This is a genomic window from Spiroplasma sp. NBRC 100390 (assembly GCF_001886495.1).
GTDB lineage: Bacteria > Bacillota_I > Bacilli_A > Mycoplasmatales > Mycoplasmataceae > Spiroplasma.
This window is the reverse complement of sequence record NZ_CP018022.1, coordinates 1173672-1199621: the sequence shown is the minus strand read 5'-3', so window position 1 is coordinate 1199621 and position 25950 is coordinate 1173672. Positions and strand designations below refer to the sequence as shown.

Annotated in this window: 24 protein-coding genes and 1 riboswitch; of the genes, 16 read left to right on the top strand and 8 right to left on the bottom strand. The window is 28.1% G+C overall.

Translation table 4 applies throughout. The features are described from left to right. Positions 1-267 precede the first annotated feature (267 nt). A riboswitch (purine riboswitch) is annotated at positions 268-365 on the top strand. 61 nt (positions 366-426) lie between these two features. The 7 genes from guaB (at position 427) to S100390_RS05315 (ending at position 6580) form a co-directional block, all read left to right on the top strand. Then, entirely contained in the window at positions 427-1872 is a 1446-nt protein-coding gene (guaB, locus tag S100390_RS05345) for an IMP dehydrogenase (protein ID WP_070407239.1), read from the top strand. Between the two features lie 149 nt (positions 1873-2021). After that, a complete protein-coding gene (gene rpmH / locus S100390_RS05340) occupies positions 2022-2156 on the top strand; it encodes a 50S ribosomal protein L34 (protein ID WP_070407238.1) in 135 nt (44 codons plus the stop codon). Between the two features lie 42 nt (positions 2157-2198). Beyond that, positions 2199-2516, top strand: coding sequence for a ribonuclease P protein component (rnpA, locus tag S100390_RS05335; protein ID WP_070407237.1), 318 nt, complete (start codon positions 2199-2201; stop codon positions 2514-2516). A 15-nt stretch (positions 2517-2531) separates the two neighbouring features. After that, complete coding sequence (yidC, locus tag S100390_RS05330) at positions 2532-3809, top strand: membrane protein insertase YidC (protein ID WP_070407236.1); 1278 nt, start codon at positions 2532-2534, stop codon at positions 3807-3809. Further along, a complete protein-coding gene (locus tag S100390_RS05325) occupies positions 3809-4396 on the top strand; it encodes a R3H domain-containing nucleic acid-binding protein (protein WP_070407235.1) in 588 nt (195 codons plus the stop codon). Before yidC ends, S100390_RS05325 begins: the two co-directional genes overlap by 1 nt. 60 nt (positions 4397-4456) lie before the next feature. Next, entirely contained in the window at positions 4457-5800 is a 1344-nt protein-coding gene (gene mnmE, locus S100390_RS05320; protein ID WP_070407234.1) for a tRNA uridine-5-carboxymethylaminomethyl(34) synthesis GTPase MnmE, read from the top strand. Between the two features lie 9 nt (positions 5801-5809). Continuing rightward, positions 5810-6580: a TatD family hydrolase gene (locus S100390_RS05315; RefSeq protein ID WP_070407233.1), complete on the top strand. Its 771-nt coding sequence runs from the start codon at positions 5810-5812 to the stop codon at positions 6578-6580. 71 nt (positions 6581-6651) lie between these two features. Here the strand turns inward: S100390_RS05315 and S100390_RS05310 are convergent, their stop codons facing one another. The 5 genes from S100390_RS05310 to S100390_RS05290 form a co-directional block, all read right to left on the bottom strand. Next, positions 6652-7710 carry a rod shape-determining protein gene (locus S100390_RS05310; protein WP_070407232.1) on the bottom strand — a complete coding sequence of 353 codons (1059 nt, stop codon included), beginning with the start codon at positions 7708-7710 and terminating at the stop codon, positions 6652-6654. A gap of 69 nt (positions 7711-7779) precedes the next feature. Further along, entirely contained in the window at positions 7780-8826 is a 1047-nt protein-coding gene (locus tag S100390_RS05305; RefSeq protein WP_070407231.1) for a rod shape-determining protein, read from the bottom strand. Between the two features lie 171 nt (positions 8827-8997). Then, the gene (locus S100390_RS05300; RefSeq protein WP_070407230.1) at positions 8998-9732 is read right to left on the bottom strand and encodes a lipoprotein; all 735 of its coding nucleotides are present in this window, start codon (positions 9730-9732) and stop codon (positions 8998-9000) included. Between the two features lie 83 nt (positions 9733-9815). Next, complete coding sequence (locus tag S100390_RS05295) at positions 9816-10874, bottom strand: rod shape-determining protein (protein ID WP_070407229.1); 1059 nt, start codon at positions 10872-10874, stop codon at positions 9816-9818. A 253-nt stretch (positions 10875-11127) separates the two neighbouring features. Beyond that, positions 11128-12177, bottom strand: a complete 1050-nt coding sequence (locus S100390_RS05290) for a rod shape-determining protein (RefSeq protein ID WP_070407228.1) — start codon at positions 12175-12177, stop codon at positions 11128-11130. Positions 12178-12303: 126 nt separating this feature from the next. On the opposite strand from S100390_RS05290, the gene rnmV reads away from it, so the two are divergent. From rnmV to polA, 4 genes are all read left to right on the top strand, one after another. Beyond that, a complete protein-coding gene (gene rnmV, locus S100390_RS05285) occupies positions 12304-12822 on the top strand; it encodes a ribonuclease M5 (RefSeq protein ID WP_083258412.1) in 519 nt (172 codons plus the stop codon). A gap of 4 nt (positions 12823-12826) precedes the next feature. Next, positions 12827-13675: a 16S rRNA (adenine(1518)-N(6)/adenine(1519)-N(6))-dimethyltransferase RsmA gene (gene rsmA / locus S100390_RS05280; protein ID WP_070407226.1), complete on the top strand. Its 849-nt coding sequence runs from the start codon at positions 12827-12829 to the stop codon at positions 13673-13675. A gap of 2 nt (positions 13676-13677) precedes the next feature. After that, positions 13678-14421: a GHMP family kinase ATP-binding protein gene (locus S100390_RS05275; protein WP_070407225.1), complete on the top strand. Its 744-nt coding sequence runs from the start codon at positions 13678-13680 to the stop codon at positions 14419-14421. A gap of 67 nt (positions 14422-14488) precedes the next feature. Beyond that, positions 14489-17095, top strand: coding sequence for a DNA polymerase I (polA, locus tag S100390_RS05270; RefSeq protein WP_070407224.1), 2607 nt, complete (start codon positions 14489-14491; stop codon positions 17093-17095). A 2-nt stretch (positions 17096-17097) separates the two neighbouring features. Here the strand turns inward: polA and S100390_RS05265 are convergent, their stop codons facing one another. From S100390_RS05265 to S100390_RS05255, 3 genes are all read right to left on the bottom strand, one after another. Next, positions 17098-17652 carry a GNAT family N-acetyltransferase gene (locus S100390_RS05265; protein ID WP_070407223.1) on the bottom strand — a complete coding sequence of 185 codons (555 nt, stop codon included), beginning with the start codon at positions 17650-17652 and terminating at the stop codon, positions 17098-17100. Positions 17653-17763: 111 nt separating this feature from the next. Then, positions 17764-18615, bottom strand: a complete 852-nt coding sequence (locus tag S100390_RS05260) for a hypothetical protein (protein WP_070407222.1) — start codon at positions 18613-18615, stop codon at positions 17764-17766. Positions 18616-18783: 168 nt separating this feature from the next. Next, complete coding sequence (locus S100390_RS05255) at positions 18784-19410, bottom strand: DUF2278 family protein (protein ID WP_231918048.1); 627 nt, start codon at positions 19408-19410, stop codon at positions 18784-18786. A gap of 237 nt (positions 19411-19647) precedes the next feature. Here S100390_RS05255 and mutM point away from each other — a divergent pair, with 237 nt between their 5' ends. The 5 genes from mutM (at position 19648) to S100390_RS05230 (ending at position 25893) form a co-directional block, all read left to right on the top strand. Next, a complete protein-coding gene (gene mutM, locus S100390_RS05250; protein WP_070407220.1) occupies positions 19648-20481 on the top strand; it encodes a DNA-formamidopyrimidine glycosylase in 834 nt (277 codons plus the stop codon). 329 nt (positions 20482-20810) lie between these two features. Further along, positions 20811-21701 carry a class II fructose-1,6-bisphosphate aldolase gene (gene fba / locus S100390_RS05245; protein WP_070407219.1) on the top strand — a complete coding sequence of 297 codons (891 nt, stop codon included), beginning with the start codon at positions 20811-20813 and terminating at the stop codon, positions 21699-21701. 92 nt (positions 21702-21793) lie between these two features. Further along, positions 21794-23461, top strand: a complete 1668-nt coding sequence (alsS, locus tag S100390_RS05240; RefSeq protein WP_070407218.1) for an acetolactate synthase AlsS — start codon at positions 21794-21796, stop codon at positions 23459-23461. Between the two features lie 2 nt (positions 23462-23463). Continuing rightward, complete coding sequence (budA, locus tag S100390_RS05235; protein WP_070407217.1) at positions 23464-24189, top strand: acetolactate decarboxylase; 726 nt, start codon at positions 23464-23466, stop codon at positions 24187-24189. Between the two features lie 123 nt (positions 24190-24312). Continuing rightward, on the top strand, positions 24313-25893 hold the full coding sequence (locus tag S100390_RS05230; RefSeq protein WP_070407216.1) for a lipoprotein: 1581 nt from the start codon (positions 24313-24315) through the stop codon (positions 25891-25893). Positions 25894-25950 lie beyond the last annotated feature (57 nt).

The window sequence follows — 25950 nt, the reverse complement described above, 5'->3', positions numbered from 1 at the left end:
TACTTCATCTCCATTAGTTTTTATCTCATTAATTATAAATAAAAGATGTGGAAAAGTAGTAAAAAATAATTTAATTTAAAGAATATCAATGGTTTTCCACATATAATATTTTTTTATTTTTTTATAAATCCCCTATTTTTATTGGATAATTATATCTTTTTCCACATTATTAACATTTTTTGTGATTTAAAACTTTTTTCGTGGAAAACAATTTAAATGTAGATTCTATTGGTTCCTTTTTATTTTTTTGTTATAATCAATATAATTTAATACTATAATATATTTTCCTATATATACTAGAAATATGGTCTGGTGTCTCTACAGTTAACCCTAAATTAATTACTATAGGTCTTAATTTATTTTTAATTTGTTAAGACCGTGTTTCTTTTATTCAATTTTGTATTAAATCTTTTGGAGGAGAAAAACATGCAAATTAAAAAATCTTATACTTTTGATGATTTATTATTAGTTCCACAAAAATCAGATATTTTACCTTATCAGATTGATTTAAGAACTAAAATAACAAAAAATATTGAATTAAATATTCCTTTTTTATCTTCAGCAATGGATACGGTTACTGAATCAAAATTGGCAATTGCAATTGCTCGCGAAGGTGGAATTGGGATTATTCATAAAAACTTATCAATTGATGACCAAGCCGCAGAAGTTGAAAAAGTAAAACGAAATGAATCAGGCTTTATTATTAACCCAATTACTTTGAAACCAACAATGACTGTTCAAGATGCTGAAAATATTATGGCGCAATATCGTATTTCAGGATTACCAATTGTTGATGAAGAAAATAAATTGTTAGGGATTATTACAAATCGTGATATTCGAGCTTGTCATGATTTATCAGCACCAGTTGCTGATTTTATGACAGTAAAAAATTTAATTACGACTCATGAAAAAATTAATTTAGAACAAGCAAAAGAGATCTTATTAAGTAATCGAATTGAAAAGTTGCCAATTATTAATGCTAAAAACATTTTAAAAGGATTAATTACAATTAAAGATATTAATAATCGTGATGAATATCCTAATGCTTGTAAAGATAACCAAGGACGATTACGAGTAGGAGCAGCCGTTGGAATTGATGAAACCACTTTGTTGCGGGTTGAAAAACTTGTTGGCGCTGGTGTTGATGTGATTGTTGTTGATTCTGCCCATGGTCATAGTCAAGGAATTATTGCTATGGTCAGTAAAATTAAAAAAGCTTTTCCAACACTTGATCTTATTGCTGGGAATGTTGTTACAGCACAAGGAGCATTAGATTTAATAGCTGCTGGTGCTGATGCTATTAAAGTAGGAGTAGGACCAGGAAGCATTTGTACAACCAGAATCGTTGCTGGGGTGGGAGTTCCCCAGATTACAGCTATTAATGATGTTTATGAGGTTTGTGGGCCAAAAGGGATTCCTGTTATTGCTGATGGTGGAATTAAGTATTCTGGTGATGTTGTTAAAGCTTTAGCAGCCGGAGGAGCTGCTGTTATGATGGGATCAGTTTTTGCAGCAACTTTTGAAGCACCTGGTGAGGAAATGATTGTTGAAGGTAAAAAATATAAAACATATATGGGAATGGGTTCTTTAGCAGCAATGAAGAAGGGAAGTGCTGATCGTTACTTTCAAGATAAGAACCGTAAATTAGTACCCGAAGGAGTTGAAGGTCGTGTTTTATTAAAAGGAAAACTAAGTGATATTCTTTTCCAATTTATTGGTGGTTTACGAAGCGGTCTTGGTTATTGTGGTGCAAAAAATATTGCAACATTACAAAAAACAGCACAATTTGTTGAAATTTCAAATAATGGTTTAAAAGAATCACATCCACATGACATTGCAATTACGAAAGAACCACCAAATTACACAAAATAAGATTAATCTCTAAAACCTGATTTGCTAAAAATCAGGTTTTAAAATATCTAATATTTTTAAAAAAATGTTATTTTAATTGATATTTCTTTTTAATTCATATATTATTTATATGATGTCTTAATAATTTGTATCATAAGGAGGTGCTAGTAATGAAAAGAACATGACAACCAAGTAAAATCAAACACAAGCGAACACATGGTTTTCGAGCAAGAATGGAATCAGCTTCAGGCCGTAAAGTTTTAAGTAGAAGAAGAGCGAAAGGAAGAAAAGTATTATCAGCTTAATTTAGTTGGTGACATACTTTATTTTTCTATTTGTGTAAAAATGTGAAAAAAAAATTTATTGTTAAAAAGAATTATGAATTTCAAAAGATAATAAATAATCGTTCTTTCATTAAAACTAACACTTATTTTATTTATTTTAAAAAAAATGATCTTAATTATCATCGGTTTGGAATATCCGTTGGTAAAAAATTAGGAAATGCTGTTGTTAGAAATAAAGTAAAAAGACAAATTAGAGCTATCCTATCATATGACTTTTCAGCTACAGAAGGTTATGACCAAATCATTATTGTTAGAAAACCATATTTTAGTAATAGTTATTTAGTTAATAAAAAAATTTTATTAAATCAAATCAAAATGTAAAAAGGAGGCGTAATAGTGAACTATCGTGATTATATTTTCTCAGATGGGAAAAGAACACGAAAACCTTGATATTCAATTGCCTGGAAATGAACAAAATTAATTTTGTATCTTTTTTTAATTATATCAATGTTGTGAGGCTGTGGACAAATGATGGTTCCTAAGTTTGGAACAGCGCAAATTTTAGATGTTTCTGGTCAAAGAGTATATAAACCGGGAGTTTTCTTTGAAATTATTTTAGGAAAAACTAACGTTGGAAAAGAACACTTTTTTCATTTTGAAAATGGACAATTATTTGAATACCCTTATTTAGCTATTAGAACATGGGCTGATGCTTTTGTAAAAACAACATCACCATTTTATGGATGTTTTGTTTTCCCAGTTGCTTGAATTTTAGTTAATTTAATTTATGGGTTTGGTGGTTTAGACAATGGTGCTGGAATTATTGGTGCACTTTTCTTAACTTCGTTAATTGTTCGATTAATTACTTTAATGTTCAGTTGAAAAGCCCAGCGGAATCAAGACAAAATGCAGTTGATGCAAATTAAGCAAGCAGAAATCCAAGCAAAATATAAAGGTTCAAAGGATCCTGCTGCTAAACAAAAACAACAAATGGAAATGATGCAATTATATCGGAAAGAAGGAGTTTCTCCGTTATCAACGATTGGTTCTTCGTTTTTATCAATTCCATTTTTAATTGCGATGTATACTGTTGTACGAGCAACCCGAGAGTTAAAAATGGCAACAATTGGGCAAATTTCTTTGATTGAAAAGCCCTGAGACATGATTACAAGTGGAAATTATGTTTATTTAGCGCTATTATTTGTTTATTTACCAATCCAAGTTCTTTCGATGATTTTACCAACAATTTTAAATCTTCGTAAAACAAAAGTTATTACTAAAGAGCAGAAAAAAGCTCGTAAACGTCAGTTTATTATGCAAGGGGTAATGATTATTGTTTTCTTTGTAGTTACAATTTCGATTGCGTCGGGGGTTGCTATTTATTGGATTTTTTCTGCGGTAATTCAAATTTTACAAACTTTAGGATTTCATTTCTTACGAGTTAAAAAGCGAAGCAAAAAAAATAAAAATAGTGGATCAGGATGACAAAAAATTAAAAATTTATTTGTGCATAAACCAAAGTTATCAACGGTTGGCAACGCAGAAGTTGTTGAAGTAACAAAAACAAAGCCAATAAAAACAAACGAAACTAATAAAGTTTCTTATAACCCAATAAAAACAAAACCAAAAAAATCAAAATTCTCTTTACATAGTAAGAAAAAAAATAAAAAATAATGTTTTTTGTTAAAGAATTTAAATCACAAAAAAAATTTAAAGAATTTTTAAATAATTCATCTGAATCATATTTTTATAAAACAGAATTATTTACAAAAAAAATTTTTTTTGAACGATTACATGTAACTTTTTTTGAGATTGATGATATTATTTCTTTTTGTGAAGAGCATTTAAAAATTATTATTAAAGATATCTTATTATCAAAAGATTATGAGATTTTTTTTTCATCTCATAATAAACAAATTCTAATTATGTTAGATGTTAAAGATTTAACGCTTAATATTAATATTTTTGAATTTATTTTTATTTTAGAAAATCTATTACATACATATATTAGTCGAAAATTTCAAAATAATTTTAAAATTATTATTGCTTTTAACTATAACGAATCAATTCTGTTTGAAAGTCTTCGAAAAATAGTTAATAAAGTTTTGTTATCACAAAAAGATTATATTTTACCAGTTATGAACAAAAATCAGCGTAAATTAGTGCATAAAAGTATTTTAAAGTTACAAAACTTAATTTCAAAATCAATTGGGCCAGAAAATGCCCGTCAAATTGTTATTAAGTATACTAATAAAAAATAATGATTATTTTATTTTTTTAATTTTGATATAATTTAATAAAGCAAAGAGGAGTTTCAAAAAATGTTTGAAGATACAATAGTTGCCCCAGCAACAGCAATGGTGAAACAAGCAATTTCAGTTATTCGTATGTCAGGGTCTGATAGTTACAAAATTATTAATAAAATTTTTTCAAAAACAGTTGTTCCTAATGGGAACCAAGTTTGCTATGGTTATTTAACTGAAAATGGTGAAACAATTGATCAAGTTATTTTAGTTTGTTTTGAAAGTCCAAATTCGTTCACTGGCGAAGATATCATTGAAATTAATTGTCATGGTGGTGTTTTAGTTACTAATAAAATTATTAAGTTATTGTTAAAAAATGGAGCACGGTTAGCTAATCGAGGAGAGTTTTCCCAACGAGCTTTTTTAAACGGAAAACTTAATTTGGTGCAAACAGATGCGATTAACGATTTGGTTAATGCAACAAATGATACTAGTGCTAGAATAGCTTTGAATAATTTACAAAATAAAAACACGCATTTAATTAGTGCTTATCGTGATGAATTATTAGATATTATTGCTAACATTGAAGTAAATATTGATTATCCAGAGTATGATGGAGTTGGTGATTTAACAACACAAGAATTAAATCAACGGTTACTTGTTTTAGAGCAGAAAATTAATGATTTAGTTAAAATCAGTAAAGTTGGTAAAATTATTAATGAGGGAATTAATGTTTTGATTCTTGGTAAACCAAACGTTGGGAAATCGTCGTTGTTAAATGCTTTAATGAACGAAGATAAAGCCATTGTGTCTGATGTACCAGGAACAACAAGAGATATTGTGGAAGGAAAAATTAACTTAGGACCACTAACACTGAACATTATTGATACTGCTGGATTACGTGAAACAGTTGATAAAATTGAACAAATCGGAATTGAAAAAGCACGACAACAAGTTGAGAATGCTGATTTAGTTTTAGTTGTTGCAGATAATTATTTAAATTTAGTTGAATTAGATGTTGATGTTAAAGCGTTAATTGAAAATAAAGAGTATTTATTAGTTCTCAATAAAATTGATTTACTTAATGTTAATAAGCCCAACTTAGATAAACATTTAGTTGGGATTTCTGCTTTAAATCGAGATATTAAAGCGTTAATTGATAAGATTTTAATATTATATAATACTGAACATCTTATTAAGGATGATCAGTTGGTTCTATCAAACATAAAACAAATTTCTTTGTTAGAGAAGGTAGCAAATTCAATAAAAAATGCATATAATAATACTACGAGTGGATTTCCAGTTGATATTATTAATGTTGACTTACATGAGGCTTGGGAAATATTAGGTGAAATTCTAGGTGAAAATTATGAAGATGATTTATTGACAACAATTTTTAGTAGATATTGCCTAGGAAAATAGGAGGAAAATATGCAAGGAATCTTTGATACACATTGTCATTTAATGTCACATGAATATGAAAACGAAGAGACTTCAGCAATAATTGCTGATGCAAAAATAAGTGGCGTTTATTGGCTTAATAATGTTGGGTATGATTTAAAATCTAGTAAAGCAGCAGTTCGCCATGCAATGCAATATGATAATGTTTTTGCAACAATTGGGATTCACCCAACTGGTGTTGCTGAATATGGCGTGACAGATTTAACAAAATTAGATCAGTTATTAAATAGTGATAAAGTAATTGCTGTTGGCGAAATTGGTTTGGATTATTATCATAAAAATGTTTCACCAGATTTACAAAAACATTGATTTATTAAACAACTTGAATTAGCAAAGGAACATAACCTTCCTGTAGCAATTCACTGTCGTGATGCTTATGAAGATTGTTATGAAATATTAAAAACACAGAAAATCGAAAATGGTTTGATGCATTGCTATAATGGAACAATTGAAATGGCAAAAAAATTTTTAGATTTAGGATTTTATCTTTCATTTGCAGGAAATATTACTTTTAAAAATGCCGAGCAGTTACGTGAAGTTGCTAAAATGGTACCGCTAAATAAAATTTTGGTTGAAACAGATGCACCATATTTAACTCCTGATCCATACCGTGGGAAGAAAAATTATCCTAAATTTATTATGTATACAGTTAAAAAACTAGCAGAATTAAAAAGCATGCCCGTTGAAGAAATGATTCGTATTACAAATAAGAATGCCCGTAAATTATTTAATCTTGAATAATTTTTAAATTAAATACCAAAAGTTGAAATAAAAAAAATATTAGATTGCTCTAATATTTTTTTCATTTTAATTTATTTTCTTTTTTTACCTAATGATGATAATAATCCTTTTTCTTGGAAATTATACAAACCATTTTCAATATTTTTCTTAATTGTTTTTTCAAAGATTTTTGTTCCTTCAATAACACAATTTAATGGATCTGAAGCAGTTTTTGTTGGTAATTGGAAGATATCAAAGAAGTATTTATCAATATTTCTAATTAAGGCTCCTCCACCACAAACTGTAATCCCGTTTCTCATAATGTCTCCTGCTAATTCAGGTGGTGTATTTTCTAATAGTTCAATTACTAAGTCTGTAATTTTAGAAAATGCATTTAATAAGACATTTCTAATTTCTTCTGAAGAGATTTTTGCTTCTTTTGGTAATCCTGAAACAATATCACGTCCATAAATTTGCATTGATCTTTCGTTATGGTATTTAACTAATGAACCAATAAATTTTTTAACATCTTCAGCTGTTTTTTGTCCGATAGCAATGTTATATTCTGAACGAATGTATTTACGAATATCATCATCAAAGTGGTTTCCAGCAACTTTAATTGATCTTGAAACTACGATATCACCTGATGAAATAATAGCTAAATCAGTTGTTCCTCCACCAATATCAATAATTAAGTGTCCTTGAGGTAATTCAATATTAATTCCTGCTCCTAAAGCGGCCATTTTAGCTTCTTCTTCGATAATAACTAATTCAGCACCCATTTCTTTAGCAACATTTTTTAAAGCTTCTCTTTCCAATTCTGTAACTCCACTTGGACATGCTAATAATACAATAGCATTTTTTCAAATGTTCATCATTTTCATTCTTGAAAAGATGTGTTTTAATAAATCTTGTGCAGCTTCCATGTCTGCGATAACCCCATCTACTAATGGTGTTACCATTCTAATATCTCCGTGTGTTTTTCCAACCATATCATAGGCAGCTTTTCCTAAGGCAATTAAACTATTAGTTTTATTGTTATAAGCCATTAATGATGGTTCATTGTAGACTACACCTTGTCCTGAAACATATGCTAAAACATTAGCAGTTCCTAAGTCAAGAGAAATAAATGGTCTAGTTTCTGGTCTCACGTTTTTTTCCTCCTTAACGATTTAATAACTATTCATAGTTATATTAATAATAACTTATTAATAGCCATTTTAGTAATTTAATTCTTTTACATGCATTGATTCTAATCTTAAGATATCAAAGATGTCTGATTCGAATTTTTTAGTTCCATTAATAACGGCTAATAATGGTTGTTCACCGATTTTTGATGGTAATTGTAATGTATCTGTAAAGTAACGGTCAATTCCTTTAATTAAGGCTCCACCCCCACAGATTGTAATTCCATTACGGAAAATGTCTCCTGCTAATTCAGGCGGTGTTTCTTCTAACACTTGTACTGTTAGGTCAATAATTCTTGACACTGGTACTTTTAATACTTCTCTGATTTCTTCAGGTGTTACTTCGATTTCTCTTGGTAATCCTGAAACTACATCACGTCCATAAACTTTCATTCTTCTTTCATCAGGATATTTTGATAATGATCCGATTTCAATTTTAATTTGTTCAGCTGTTTTTGATCCAATTTCTAGACCATATTGTGAACGGATGAATTTTTGTACTTCATCGTTTAAGTAGTTTCCAGCAACTTTAACTGATTTAGATAATACGATATCTCCTGAGGCCATAACAGCAATATCTGTTGTTCCTCCACCCATATCAACAACTAAGTTTCCAGCAGGTTTGTAGATATCTACACCTCCACCTAAAGCAGCCATTTTAACTTCTTCTTCAACAAAAACTTTAGATGCTCCTAAGTTCATTGCAATTTTTTTCAATGCAGCTTTTTCTAATTCAGTAATAACTGATGGACAAGCCAATAACATAATTGAATGTTTTAATTGTTTTGTAATACGTAGTTTTGTGAAAATATATCTTAATTGTGCTTCTGTTGCACGAATATCTGTAATAACTCCGTCAACCATTGGTCTAACAATACGAATTGACTTGTTTCCTTTTCCAATCATTTTGTAAGCTTCTGCACCTACAGCAATAATTCTGTTTTCTTTAATTCTGTAAGCAACAATTGAAGGCTCATTATAAACGATTCCTGAACCTGAAACATATACTAATGTATTAGCAGTTCCTAAGTCCATAGAAACGAAAGCTGGTTTCTTTGTGCTATTATTAAATAAAGCCATGTAATTTTGTCCTCCTGTTTCTTCTTGTTTTATTTAGTTAGATTAATATATTTGATTAATCAGTAAAAATGAATTGCAATTCTATATTTGATTGTAAATAAAGAATACAATACGAGTTAATTATAACATATTTTTTTAACTTTTTTTTTAAAATTATTTCCATAATTAGTTTTAGTAGCGATTAGTGTTAACGTTTAACGGAACAACAAAAGTAGGGGACATAATTGTTAAAATTCGAATTAAAGTATTAACTAAATTTTTAATTCGTTGTTTTGCTTCTTCAATTGGTAAAAAATATGGGACTAATTTTAAATATTTAACTTCAACAGTTTCTTTATAAAAAGTAGTATATTTGCTATTTATTGTTTCAATATATTTTTCAATATCATTTGTTGTTTTATATAAATATTCTATTTTAATAGCTGATTTCTCACGACTATATTGATATTTAAAAATTTGGCTGTTTTCTAAAATCATAATTGGATTATAGATTGTCATGTAGATAAAAAAAGTTTTTAAATCTGTAATATTTATTTTGCCAGTTTGAATAGTATTAATTGTGTAATAAAATCAATTACTATCAATTTCTTCAATATTTGTTGTATTAGGATAAGGCCAAGCAATGCCACTATTATTATTTAGTAATTGATTCCATGGTTTATCAGTATTCATGTGTCCTGATGAAGTTAAAACTTGTTGAATAAATCAGTATGAAAAATAAGGCTCATTAATAGTTTTATCGGTATTAAAAACTTCTCCAAATATTGGTTGATCAGTTTTTGAAGTATAACTTCAACTTGCAAATGATTGCCGAATTCTAACATCAATTGTTGAACAACTAACAACAGCAGTTGCTGTCGATGCTGTGATTGTTAATGCTGTTAAAAATAATAGTAGTTTTTTCATTCTTGTTTCACACCTTATATATTGTTATTTTATCATTTTTATAAAAATTATTGTCATTGTCATAAAAAAAGATAAACATTTGTTTATCTATTTTTTTTATTTTCTTCAATTAATCCATCTCTAATTTTTTTCTCATATGCAATGCAACCATCAATAACAGATGTTTCAGCATTTTTAGCAACACGAACTGGAATTTGGAAATAATCTGATAAAAATTCTTTAATTCCTGCAATTTGCCCACAACCACCAGTAACTATAATACCGTTGGCTACAGCATCTCCAGCTAATTCAGCAGGTGTTTGTTCTAGTACTTCAGTTATTAATTGTGTAATTGATGAAAAAACACTTATTAATAACTTTCTAATTTCTGAATCTAAAATTTCAGCTTCTTTTGGCATTCCTGTGACAACGTCTCTTCCAAAAATGATCATTTTTTTGTTTTCTTTCATTTTGTATAATGATCCAATTTGTTTTTTAATTTGTTCTGCTGTTACAACTCCAATTGAAATTGTGTGTTTAGCACGGATATATTTTAAAATTTCTTCATCAATATAATTTCCAGCTGTTTTAATTGATTTACTTTCAACAATTCCGCCAGCTGAGATAATAGCGCAACTTGTTTTTCCGCCACCAATGTCTAAAATAAAAGTTCCTTTTGGTGCAAAAATGTTTTCTCCGGCTCCTAGAGCAGCCATTAATGAATCTTCTTCAATTTTAACAAAATCTGCACCAATATTTTTACACATTTTGATTATTGCTCGTTTTTCTAACTCTGTAACATTTTTTGGACACGCAATTAAAACAATAGCATTCTTTCATAAGTCAGCCACCTTTGCTTTTTTCCCTATTTGTTGAATAAATTCTTCAGCAATAGATAAGTCTGTAACTGCTCCGTTACGTAATGGTGTATAAATTTCAATTCTATCATGAGTTTTTCCAATTAACTTTTTAGCATCATCTCCTAATGCAATTAGTTTATTGGTTCCAATTTCATATGCCATTACGGATGCTTCGTTGAAAATAATACCTCTCCCTGCAACATAAGCGATCGAATTAGTTGTCCCCAAATCTATAGCGATAAATTTACGGGGTGGCTTTGGTGAGATGTTGAATGTATTTTTCAATACGTCTGATATTGCCATCTTTAAAATGTCTCCTTCCATTTATTGCTTCGTTAAAAACATAGCAATAATAAATAACATAATAATTTTCTTAAATATTAAATCCCTTAAATTGTAATAAAAAATTCAATATCAAGTAATTTTATTATATAAAATCCAGAGTAATTTGCAATTAAAAATAGCAATTTAATTTTTTTTTTGCATTTTATTTTATTTTACTCTCTTTTTTAGAAAAAAAGTACAAAAAAAGTACATTTTAATATACTTTTAATTTTTATGCAATTTTATATTCATTTGCTTCTAACAATTGAATTCTTTCAATTACAGCACCTAAGTTTTTTTCATATGTTTTAGCGCCATCAATTACACACATTAATGGGTCATTTGCAGCTTTTACTTTTAATTGGAAAATTGATTCAAAATATTTAACAATTCCACGAATTAAAGCTCCTCCGCCACAAATTGTGATTCCATTTCTAATAACATCTCCCGCTAATTCAGGTGGTGTTTGTTCTAACACTTCAACTAACAAGTCTGTGATTCTTGAGAATGGTGCTAATAAAACGTTTTTAATTTCTTCGGGTTTAATCATTACTTCACGTGGTAGTCCAGTGATAATATCACGCCCAAAGGCACGAACGGGTTTTTCATTAATTATTTTAACTAATGCTCCAATTTCTTTTTTAATTTGTTCGGCGGTTCTAATTCCAATTAAAACATTATACTCGGCACGAATGTATTTTTGAATTTCTTGATCTAAGTGTTTTCCAGCAACTTTAACTGATTTTGAGATTACAATATCACCTGCTGAGATGATTGCTATATCAGTTGTTCCTCCACCAATATCGATTACCAAGTTTCCTTGTGCTAATCCGATGTTTAAACCAGCTCCTAATGCTGCTAATTTAACTTCTTCTTCAACTAAAACGTGACTTGCTCCCATATCTTTTGCAATTGCTTTTAAAGCACCACGTTCTAGTTCTGTAACTCCACTTGGGCATGCTAATATTACTAGAGAATTTTTTCAAATTCCTGATAATTTTAATCTACTAAAAATGTGTTTTAATAAATCTTGGGCAGCATCCATATCTGAAATAACTCCATCAACTAATGGTGTTACCATTCTAATGTGTTCATGTGTTTTTCCAACCATTTTGTATGCTTCGTTTCCTAAGGCAATTAATGAGTTACTTAAGGTGTCATATGCCATCATTGAAGGTTCGTTATAAACAATTCCTTGTCCTGAAACATATGCTACTGTATTAGCTGTACCTAGGTCTAAAGCTAAGAACGAGTAATCTTTTCCAAATTTATAATTAGCCATATTTCTTTTGCCTCCTACTCCTATATTTAAAATTTATCATTATTTTAATATAACAGTCTAGTATAATTATACTATAAAATTATGATAAATTAAACCAAAAAGATTTTTATGGGGGAAAAGGCAACAGTGGGAACATTCATTATTGTAGAAGGCAAGACAGATGCAACAAAATTGAAAAGTATTTTTCCGGACCTCAAAATCATTGAAACTGGTGGGAGCGGAATTACAACAGAAAAGCTAGAATTAATTAAAAAAATTAGTTTACATAATAAAGTGATAATTTTTACTGACCCTGATCATCCTGGTCAAAAATTACGTCAGATGATTAGTGATTATTTAGATAACAATTGTATTCATGCTTTTATCAATAAGACCGATGCAATTAAAGGAAAAAAAGTAGGAGTTGCTGAAGCTTCTACGTTAGCAATTAAGAATAGTATTAGTAATCTAATTACATTTAGCAACACAGTTGGTGATAGTTTGTTATGAAGTGATTATATTAATTTAGTTGATTCAAAATTAAGACGTCAAAAAATTATCAATTATTATAATTTAGCACCCACTAATAATAAAACAACATTTAAGTGTTTAAATTATATGAATGTGACAAAAGATGATTTAATTAAGATTTTAGAGGAGAAATAAGGATATGAAAAAACAAAATCAGGAAATGTGAGTAGAAGGGATTATTGCCAAAAAAAGTAAAGGCCAAAATTTTTTAACAAATGCTTATTTTATTAATAAAATTGTTGATAGTGCATTTGAATTTCCAAAAACCAATATTTTAGAAATTGGTCCGGGGATGGGGGCTTTAACGAATGAAATTTTAGCAAAAGCAAATAAATTTATTTGTGTTGAAATTGATCCAGATTTAGTAAGGTATTTAACAATAAAATTCAAAAATCAAAATTTAAAAATCATTGAAGCAGATATTTTAACCCTTGACTTAGAAACTTTATTTGCAACTGAATTTTCAGATAATAATCCAATTAGTATCATCTCAAATATTCCTTATTATATTACTTCACCGATTATTTTTAAATTATTAAAAATAAAGAACCCAAAGGTAAAAGAAATTATTTTAATGATGCAGAAAGAAGTTGGTGAAAGAATTATGGCTCAACCAAATTCAAAGGTGTACAATAATCTTTCTATTGTTTGCCAATTTTATAGTGATATTGAAAAAGTTTGTTTAGTTGGACGAAATAATTTTGTTCCTGTGCCTAAAGTTGATAGTGTTGTTTTAAAATTTAAATTAAATCAAAAATATCCTGATTTAAAAAATGAGGAAGATTTTATTAGCTTTATTCGAGCCATGTTTGCAACAAAGCGAAAAACAATTTTAAATAATTTAGCAACTATTTTGCATGACAAAACATTAGCACAAAATATTTTATTGAAATTAAATTATGCTTTAAATTTAAGATCAGAAAGTTTAACCTTAAATGATTTTTATATATTATATAATGAAGTTAAACAAAATGAGAAAGAAGGTTAATAATGCAAATTAGATCATATGGTAAATTTAATTTAACATTAAAAGTCTTTCGTAAGAATCAATGAAAAAAAATGCATCGAATTCAAAGTATTATTTTTCCTTACAAATTAGAATATGATATGGTTGAGGTTCTACCTTATCAAGGTAATCAAACAATCTTTACTTGTAATAAGAAAGAACTTGATTGAAATAATAATACTGTTTTAGACGCTTATCATAAGTTTGTTACAGTGTTTCCTAAATTTAAAACAATTCCTTTACATATTAATTTAATTAAAAATACAACAATTGGCTCAGGGTTAGGGTATTCTTCTAGTAATGCTGTTGCTGTTATTAAAATAATTTGTAATTTTTTTAAAATTAATTATTATTCAAAAAAAGTTAAAAAATTAATTAAAAATCTTAGTTCAGATGCCTTATTTTTTTATTTAGAAAAACCAGCAATTATTTCTGGCTATGGTAATAGAATTACGTATTTAACATCGAACCAAATTAAAAAATATGAAATTCCTAATCTTAAAATTATTAATTCAAAAATTTCATCAATTACAAAAGATGTTTATGAAGAATTTGATCATAATTATCAATATTATAAAGTAAAGAAAAATACTAATATCTATTATAATATGCTGCAACAACCCGCTTTTAAAATTAATCCAAAGCTAAAAAAATTTTATATGACATTAAAAAAAGAACACTACAATGTGATGTTATCGGGCAGTGGTGGTGCTTTTTTAGTATGATAATATAGTTTTAAAGTATATTTTAAAATTAATTTAGGCTATAATTTAACATAAATGAGGAGATTATAAAATGAATAAAGTATTGTTAATTGATGGAAATGCTTTACTTTTTAGAGCGTTTTATGCTACGGCTTATAATGGTGAAATGTTAAAAAGTTTAGACGGAACTCCAACTAATGCAGTTTATGCTTTTGCTAATATGCTAAATAAAATTTTAAAGGCAAATAATTATTATAGTGTTGTTGTTGCTTTTGACAAAGGAAAAAAGAACTTTCGCCATGATTTATTAGCTGATTATAAGGATGGTCGCAGTAAAACACCAGAGGAATTAATTGTGCAATTTCCAATTGTAAAAGAATTTTTAGATAGTTATCAGATTCCGTATTTAGAACAAGAAGGGTATGAGGCTGATGATTTGTTAGGATGTTTGGCACAACAAGCAGAGAAAGAAGATTTTTATGTTGATATTTTTTCAAGTGATAAAGATTTATATCAATTAATAAGTGATAAAACAAATATTTTAGTTCCGCGTCAAGGCGATACTGCCGATGTCATTGATGAGATGGCCTTAGCAGAAAAATGAGGAGTTAAACCATTACAAGTTCCTGATTTAAAAGGATTAATGGGAGATCCTTCTGATAACTTAAAAGGAGTTCCTGGTGTTGGTGAAAAAACAGCAATAAAATTAATTAAAGAATATCATTCAATTGAAAACCTATATGATAATATTGATAAAATTAAAGGGACATTACAACAAAATTTATTAAATAATAAAGCAGATGCGTTATTATGTAAAAAAGTTGCCACAATTTTTTGTGATATTAATTTAAGACAGTTTGCATTTACCCCATTTCAACCAAATCATGATGTTTTAATGCAATTTTATTTAAAATATAATATGAATTCTTTTATAACAAAATTATTTAGTAACAAAGATGATTTTCAAAATTCAGAGTTAAAAGTTGAAATTATCGAAGAATGAAAAGAAGGATATAATGAGGATAATACTACTGTTTATTTAGAATTATTTGATGAAAATTATCATCTTTCAGAAATCATTGGCTTTGGAATTGTTAATTCCAAAGGAGTTTTTTATTTTGATTATATTCATGCTAAACATGACAAATTATGGCATCAGTTTTTACATGATCCAAAATATCAAAAAATAACTTATCATGCCAAAAGTTTAATTGTTGCTTTAGCTCGGGACAACATTATTGTGCAAAATATTAGTTATGATATGATGTTAGCTGGTTATGTTTATAATTCTAATGCAAAAAATACGCTAGATACTTACATTAATTTATTTGAAAAGAAACAGATTTTAACTGATGATTTATTTTATGGGAAAGGAGTTAAAAAACAAATCCCAGCTGATATTATTAAACTAAGTCAGTTTATTGGGGAAAAAGCATTTTATATTAATAAATTACAGCCAAAGATTATTAAATTATTAAAAACTAATCAACAATATGATTTATATTATGATATTGAGTTACCAACAGCTTTTGCGTTAGCACGAATGGAGATTAATGGGGTAAAAATTGACCAACAAGAGTTAACGGCTCAAACATTACGAATTGAAAAAATTGTTCAAGAATTAAATAATGAAATTAACTCAATTGCCCAAAAAGAAATTAATCCTAATTCGCCAAAACAAGTATCAGAATTATTATATTGTGATTTTTCTTTACCTGATCGAAAAAAAGGATCAACAGCGCAGGAAGTTTTAGAGGAAATAAAGGATACTCATCAAATTATTCCTAAAATTTTAGATTATCGGAAGTATCAAAAATTATATTCAACATATCTAAAAGGGATGGAAAAGTATATTTTTAATGATGGTAAAGTGCATACGATTTATAAACAAACGTTAACAAATACGGGTCGCCTTTCTTCAGTTGAACCAAATATGCAAAATATTAGTATTCGTGATGAAGTTCAAAAAGAGGTTAGAAAAATATTTGTTGTTTCAGCAACAGATAATATTTTATTATCATGTGATTATTCACAAATTGAATTAAGAATTTTAGCTCATATGTCAAAAGATTCAGATTTAATTATGGCTTTTAATAATAATGAAGATATTCATACTAATACGGCAATGAAAATTTTTAATTTGCCAAAAGCAGAAATTACGTCTAATATTCGTCGTAGCGCTAAAGCTGTTAACTTTGGGATTATTTATGGCATTAGTGATTTTGGATTGGCAACTGATTTAAATATCCCTGTTTATAAAGCAAAAGAAATTATTAATAATTATTACCAACAATTCCCTACAATTAAAGCTTTTATTGATAGTCAAGTTGAGTTTTGCAAACAAAATGGTTACGTTACAACTATTTTTAATCGAAAACGATATGTTCCCGAAATTAATGATCGTAACTATATGCAAAGAGAATTTGGAAAACGAATTGCAATGAATATGCCAATTCAAGGCAGTGCGGCAGATATCATTAAGATTGCGTTAAAAAACATTGATCAAGAATTTTTAAAATTAAATTTAAAAGCAAAGATAATTGCACAAATTCACGATGAATTAATTTTTGAAATTCCACAAAATGAATTAGCACAAGTTAAATCAATTGTTAAAACTTTAATGGAAGATTCAACGGTGTTAGATGTTAAGTTATTAGTTGATATGAAAACAGGTTTAAGTTGATATGATTTAAAATAAAATTAAATGATATCAACATTTTTTATGCCATAATTTTTATGATTTCGATTTTGGCCATAATTTGTTGTAATTTGGCATGGTAACATTCCTAAATATTCCATTCCCATTTTAATCATTGCTCGTTCTGAGTTAGTGTTTTCAACATCGCATTCAGCAAAAATTCATTTTAATTTCATTTTTTTAAAAGCTAAGGTGATAACTACTTTCCCGGCTTCAACAATATAGCCATTTCCTCAATATTTTTTATTAACAATATAACCCATTTTTGCATTTGGCATAATTGGATCTAAGCGTAAATCAATAATTCCAATCATTTGGTGGGTATCTTTTAATTCCAAGCCTCATTTACCTAGTGGTTGGTTTAAAAAGAGTTGCGCAATTATGTTTTCTGTTTCCATAATAGTTTGATGGGGTCCCCATTCTAAAAATTGTATGTTTTCAATATCTTTGCTATATTCAAAAATATTATTAGCATCTGCAAGGGTGATTGGGCGCAGAATTAGACGTTCAGTTTCAATAATTTTATTCTGTTCTAAAATTAAATGATATTGTTGCATAATAAGTGGTTCCTTTTTCTAAATATTATATCTAAAAAATAGTTTTAATATATTGTTTTTAAATAAAAATTAAAAAATACTAATTATTTATTAGTATTTTTATTATATATTTTATTTTTCTAGCAGTTTTTCAATTTTACTAATATTAAAATTTTTATTATATATTTTTTCAAAATTAACTTTAAATTTTTGTGCAACAGTTAATAAATTTGCTTTTGCTTTTTCATTATCAATAGTATTATTAATTTTTTCAAAATTCGTAATCATTTCATTTGTTAAACTAATAAATTTCTTTTCTAAACTATTAAAAATTATTGTCTGATATTTTGTTGAAATTATTGTCTGAATTTCATCCACATATTTTGTGATATCTTTAGTTTTGATTAATGCAAGGATATTTTGATAAACAATTGGTAAATAAGTATTACAAATAAAATCAATTGTTTGTTGGCGAAAATCTAAAATTCATTGGGCATAATATTCGTCAGAAACATCATTTATAATTTCTCATTCTTCATTTAGAGCTTCTAAATTAGGAATAATAAAGTAATTAGTAATTTCTGAAAAGATATTTGTTATTAATAAATTTAAGTCAGTATCAATTAAATAACTAATTAATGATTGATACTTTTTATCGCTTGCTTTAACTAACATTTCAATAATATTTGTATAGTCACTTTCAAAAAGATCCAAATTAAAAACAATTTTTGTTTTTAATGCTTTAACTTCATATTCATTTGTTAAATTAGTAAAATATTTGGTGTAAAAAGGGCGATTAAGTGACTTTTCTAGTAATAAGTGACGATGGTGATCGTTGGGTTTATCAACAGTTATTTTACGATCAATTGTTCGTTCCTTTTTAAATTTTGCACTTCTAATTCGATATAAAATTGGGACATAAATAGCAATTACAAAGATTATAATAACACTAATAACTAAGATAATAATTCCTCATTCTGGCATATTATCCCTCCTAACTCTTAATTGTATTATATCTTAATACCTTTAAATTAATGTATAGTATAATATACATTTTGAACAAGCTAGTTTTAAATTTTTTATCATAAATTTATATTTTCTATTTATATATTCACAGTTGAAAAACATTGTCCTATTTTATAAGACATTTTATTAATTATTTAGACAATTTCCTTCATCATCGGTTGTTGTACATTGTGATTGGAACATAATAAAGATAATATTTTCAACGGTTTTTGTTTCAACATTGTATATGGCAAACGCTCCGTCTTGTCAAGGACCATTTTCTTCTTCGAATCTGCCATTGTTTCCTTGATTCATATGAACATCGTGAACACCATCAATTGGATTACCATAGCCCATTCCTCAAATTCCAATTCGATATTTTGAATTGTTTAAAGCAGGCGAAACAATTTGTTTAAATAAAGTTTCTAGTTCACTTGTTTCTTCGTCCCCAACATATGGCAAAATAGTGATATAACGATAATCAAATAAATTACCTTTTAAATAATCTAAGCAGTAACCATCTTTTCCTGTTGTCAAATTCGAATGAACAGTATCATCTAAAGCAAAACAGCGGTCAACAATATCGTTTTGATAATTTTGCTTAATAAAATATAAAACATCATGCGGTTTAATTCGTGAACGAACATTAATGTTGACAGTATACGACTGATCATTTTTATCAGTAATTTCTAAATCGAAATGAGGATTACCTCTTACTGTCGGATGATAGTTGGTTAAATTTCCTTTTAAAAAAACATATTTATTTTCTTTCATAATTAATCATTTCCTTTCTATGATTTTATAATCTAAATGTTATCTGTAAAGCATATCTTTATTTTATGCAAAAAGCAACTGAAATGCCATTAATAATAATTTATATCAAATTAATTGCATATTATTATAAACAATTGCGTAATTATTTGCTTTTTAATTAATGTTCTTAAACTAGCATCTTGATTTTTATAATATATAAAAATAAAATTAAGTTATTGATAAGAAAGAAGGAACAATATGCCAGAATTACCAGAAGTCGAAACAGTTCGCCGAATTTTAACAAAATATGTCGTGGGGAAAACAATTACTGATTGTCAAATTTTTTGAAATAAAATAATAAAAGCTCCAATTGATTCAAAAGTTTTTATTAAAGAAGTTGTTGGCCAAAAGATTAATCAAATTGATCGAATGGGAAAACATTTGCTTTTTATTCTAGATGATTATGTTTTAATTAGTCATTTAAGAATGGAAGGAAAGTATTTTTTTACAAAAAAAGATGAACCAGGTGAATGACAACATATTATGGTTTTATTTGAACTTGACCATCAATTTCAATTACGTTACCATGATACAAGAAAATTTGGGACAATGCATTTATATGATAAGAGTGATTATTTGCAACAAGCACCATTAAATAAATTGGGGTATGAACCATTTGATGAACGAATTACTGTTTCATATTTAAAAAATGCTTGGCAAAGCAAATCACAACCAATTAAGACAACATTATTAGAACAAAATGTTATTGTTGGAATTGGTAATATTTATGCAAATGAAATTCTATTTGCATCAAAAATTCACCCTGGTGAAAAAACCAAAAACTTAGCTGATCAAGATTATCAAAATATTATTGATAATACAAAAATTGTGCTTCAGAAAGCAATTAATGAAGGTGGAACAACAATTGCTACTTATCATCCCGAACCAGGAATGGATGGGAAATTTTTTCAGCAGTTAAAAGTACATGGTCGAAATAAATTGGAGTGTGTTAATTGTAAAAATCAAGTTGATAAAATTTTTGTTAATGGTCGAGGAACTTACTATTGTAATTATTGTCAGAAATTAAAATAAAAAAAGGCATTCCTTTGATAAGGAGTGCCCTTTAGAAAAAACTATTTACTAACGGATACCTATCTTTGGGTATTACCTTTTAGGAGGCCCATCCATCAGGTAATGATAAGTTCTGTTTGTTTACTATATGTTGCCATATAGTAATTTCATAATAACATAGGATTTTGAAGAGTGAGTAAAATTTTAGAGAATTATTACTTTTTCTAGTTTTTTTGGTAAATTTTGGTAAATTCAATAAAATTAAGAAAATGCTTTGTTTTATACGATTTTTTAAAATAAAAAGTTTATAATAATAACGTGAGATTTTATATTTAGAAGGGAAAAAAATTATGGGACAAAAATATCATAAAAAACTAGTTAATGCTAGTGAAATGATTAAAAAAGCACATCAGAATAAATATGCGGTTGGCCATTTTAACATTAATAATCTAGAATGAACCAAAGCGCTATTAGAAGTGGCACAAGCAACAAATACCCCAATTATTTTAGGTGCTTCAGAAGGAGCAATTAAATATATGGGAGGTTATAACTTAGTTGTTGCAATGGTTAGCGCGTTATTAGACTCGTTGGAAATTACGGTTCCAGTAGCCTTACATTTAGACCATGGTCAATCAGTGGACAGTTGCAAAAAAGCAATTGATGCTGGTTTTTCTTCAGTGATGTATGATGGTAGTCATCATCCATTTTCTGAAAATATTACAAATACAAAAGAAGTAGTAGGTTATGCGAAAGCAAATGCTGTTTCGGTTGAAGCTGAAATTGGAACAATTGGTGGCGAAGAAGATGGTGTTGTTGGTGCTGGTGAAATTGGTGATCCGAAAGAAGCAGCTGAAATGGTTGCAACAGGGATTGATTTCTTGGCAGCAGGAATTGGGAACATTCATGGGCCATATCCAACAGGATGACCAGGATTAAATTTTCAAGCGTTAGAAGATATCCAAGCTGCTGCTAAAATTGGAATGGTTTTACACGGTGGAAGTGGCATTCCACAAGAACAAGTTAAAAAAGCAATTTCATTAGGAATTAGCAAGATTAATGTTAATACTGAATTACAAATTGCCTTTGCTGCGGCAACAAGGCAATATATTGAAGCGGGAAAAGACAAACCGGAAAATGGGAAAGGGTTTGATCCGCGTAAATTATTGAAACCAGGTTATGAAGCAATCAAAGCAACATTTGATGAGTTAACAACATGATTTGGTTGCAAAGGTAAAGTTTAGGAAACATTTCAAAATTGAAATGTTTTTTTCTGAGATTTCATTTTTAAATGATGTTAATGTTGTATTTACTATAGAACTCAGGAGGAATAAAAATGAGTAAAAATAAAAAAACGGGTGCTGACATTGTGGTGGACACTTTAATCAACCAAAATGTCAAATATATTTTTGGGATCCCAGGAGCTAAAATCGATAAAGTTTTTGATGTATTAGTTGATCGTGGCCCAAAATTAATCTTAACAAGGCATGAACAAAATGCTGCTTTTATAGCAGCGGCAGTTGGAAGGATTACTGGTGAACCAGGAGTTGTTTTGGTTACAAGTGGTCCTGGCGCTTCAAATCTTGCAACAGGTTTAGTAACAGCTAACTCTGAGGGCGATCCTGTTGTTGCCATTGCTGGGAATGTTGGTCGAGAAGATAGTTTAAAAAGAACACATCAGGCAATGGATAATGCTGCTTTGTTTCAACCAATTACAAAATATAGTAAAGAAGTAGTTCATCCAAATAATATTTCAGAAGCATTGGCGAATGCTTTTCGGGAAGCAACAACGGGACGAAAAGGTGCTGCTTTTGTTTCATTGCCACAAGATATTGTTAATGCTGAAGACATTCAACATGAGGCATTGGTGCTTTCATCAAATTATGATTTAGGATCAGCATGTGATGAAAAAGTTCTTAATTTAATTGCTGAAATTAATCAAGCTAAATTACCAGTCCTATTATTAGGAATGCGTTCTTCTGATGCAGTTACAACAGCGGCAATTCGTAAAATTGTTGAAAAAACAAAATTACCAGTTGTTGAAACTTTCCAAGCAGCAGGAGTTATTTCACGGGATTTAGAACAACATTTTTATGGTCGTGTTGGACTATTTAAAAACCAACCAGGAGATATCTTATTAGACCATGCTGACTTAGTTATTGCCATTGGTTATGACCCGGTTGAATATGATCCAAAAGTATGAAATAAAAATAAGGATAGTAAAATTATTCATATTGATGAAGTGATTGCTGATATTGATAATTATTATCAACCAACATTAGAACTTGTTGGTGATATTGCTAAGACGCTACAAAAATTTGCGGCTGGGTTTGATAAGTTGGCATTAGCATCAAACGAAAATAAGATTTTAGATGATTTAAAATCAAAACTAGAAGATGGGCAAAATATAAAACATATTGAAAAAGCTAATTTAACACATCCGTTGCATATTATTCATACTGTTCGAAAATTAATTAGTGATGATATGACTGTAACTGTTGATGTTGGTTCATTATATATATGAATGGCTCGTCATTTTCGTTCATATGAACCGCGAACATTATTATTTAGTAATGGGATGCAAACATTAGGAGTTGCTCTGCCATGAGCAATTGGGGCCGCATTAGTTCGGCCTGGTAAAAAAGTAATTTCAATGTCAGGAGATGGTGGTTTTCTGTTCTCAGCAATGGAATTAGAGACGGCTGTTCGTTTAAATTTACCAATTATTCATTTAATTTGAACTGATGGAACTTTTGATATGGTTGCTTTTCAACAAAATATGAAGTATAATCGAACATCAGGAGTTGAATTAGGACCAGTTGATTTTGTTAAATATGCTGAAAGTTTTGGTGCAATTGGGATGCGAGTTAATCATCCAAGTGAATTAGAAGATGTTTTGCAAAAAGCTTTTGCTGCTAACAAACCTGTTGTTATTGATATCCCCGTTGATTATAGTGAAAATATTTTATTAGGAAAAACATTATTAGAGAAAGAGATTTATTAGTTATGATGCAAAAATATGGAAAAATTTATCAATTTTCAACAATTGCAAGTTTAGCAGCTGGTAACTTTGATGGAGTTCTTGATTTTCGTGCTTTGTTAAAACAAGGTGATTTTGGGTTAGGAACTTTTGATCACTTAGATGGTGAACTAGTTGTTTTAGATGGTGTTGCGTATCAATTAAAAGCTGATGGTAAGGTTAATTTAGTTAATTTAGATATGACAACACCTTTTGCTTCAGTAGCTTTTTTTGAACAACATAAAAAAATTGTTATTTCACAACAATCTAATTATGAAACAGTACAAAAAATTATTCTTGAGAATTTACCAAGTTCTAATTTATTTTATGGAATTAAGATTAATGGTTCCTTTTTAGAAATGAAAACACGAACAGTTTCTCGTCAAGAAAAACCATATCCAACATTATTAAAAGCAACTGCTCATCAAGCGGTTGTTGAAAGTAAAAATGTAACAGGAGATATTGTTGGATTTTGAACACCTGCTTTTGCAAATACTTTGGGAGTGCATGGTTTTCATTCGCACTTTATTAGTACGGAAAAAGATACTGGTGGTCATATTTTTGATTTTCTATTAGAAACAGGTGTTATTGAAATATCTTATTTTTCAAAAATTGATTTAGAGTTACCGACAACTGATGAGTATTTAACTAAAGAGCTAATGAGTAAAGAATTGCAACAAGAAATTGAATTAGCTGAAAAAGCAAAAAAATAATTTTTAATTAAAAAATTCTTAAAAATCTTAGAAAAGGTTTTTAAGTTTTTTTTCAAATTTGTTGCTTTTTTTTTTTTTTTTTTATAATAAAAAAGAAAAAGTATATTACTTTTGGAGGAAAAAATGAAAAAATTATTAAATTTATTAGGAGTCTTTTCATTGCTCACAAGTGGGGCAATTACTGTTGTAAGTTGTACCCCTAAAACAAATAATGAGAATGGTGATGGCACAGAAGAAATTAATGATGGTCATAAAGATGTTGAAATTTTAAATAAAATTAGTGAGAAAGTTAGCACGAGTTTTGAAAATTTATCATTTAAAGAAGATATTGAACGAAATAACCCTTATATGTTAGTAGCATATACACGAGTTTCTGATAGCAAAAAAACCTATCAATTAAATGATAAAGATCAAGATGATTTAGCAATTAAGAATGAGTTTCTAACAACCTTTCGTGCAGTTTTTGATAATGTTAATCGTGAAATTAAGAATGAGTATTCAAATTATTATCCAAATAGTGAGCCTGTTTCCTTTAGTGAAAACGATGTTATGATAGAGTTAAATTTTATTGATATTGAAAAATTAATTGAGTTGTCAGGATTACCAAATATGGATGGATTACAAGCAGTTGCAATTAATTTTAATGTTAAATACGAAGTTAAATTTAAAGATTTAGTAAGTGATAATAAATATTATGCATCGTTTAATATGACAACAGATTTGAAAAAATTTAATTTAGTTAAAGGGGGTGCTTTAAGTTATTTTAATCAAAATATCATTGATTTTTATAACGATAAAGATCAAATTGATGTAACTACTGGTGATTTTAAAACTTTATATGATAATTTTAATCTTGATTATAAGAAAGATTTAACTACAATAGACAATATTTATAAAAAGATATTAACTAATTTTATTCAAGCCAATGAAAATCTAAAGGATATGATTACTTATAACAAAGATAAAGCATTTTTGGAAAGTCAAACAGTTTTGTTTAATAGTGACTATGATCGTGGTTTTTATTATAATAATGGGAGTAATGATATAGCTGATGCATCATTATTAAGTAAATGAGTCAAAGACAATAATGTTGAGGAAGCAAAACCAGTTGACTTTGTTAGTTTATATATTAAATCAGTAGTCCCAAAATTTGCTGCTGATTCAAAACTTGAATTAGGACAATTTAAATTTTCCTTAGATTATATTAATATTTTTGGGATGACATTATCTGGCTATTTTAATGCTAGTAATACTGACTTTATATCGACAGTTATTTTAACAAAAGATAAATTGGAAACAAAAATATCTAATTTTGCTAATATTATTATTGCCTTTTTAAAATATTACAAAGTAAATTTTAAAGGAGGTTATCATTTTAATGTTTCTACCAATATATGGAATAATTTAGTAGAAAAATATTTGGCTAATAAATTAACAAATTATTCATTACCAGTAACTTTATTTAAAGAATTTACTAGCGATAAAGATGTAATCAATCAAAAATTAGTAGACTTAGATTTGGTTGCTTTTAAGCAAGTAACCGGTTGGTATTCTAAAGAAATAGATTATGATAAAAATAATAATCTTTTCTGGTTTAATGGTGGTGGACGTGACGCCAGTTTTGTTTTTGGAAGTTCAAACTTTTATTATATGCCGTTTTATTATTTATGAAGTAGTTATCGTTATGATGTTGTTAAAAGATAAATTTTTAAAATAAAAAAAGTTTCTAAAACTTTTTTTATTTTTTTAATTAGTCTTACA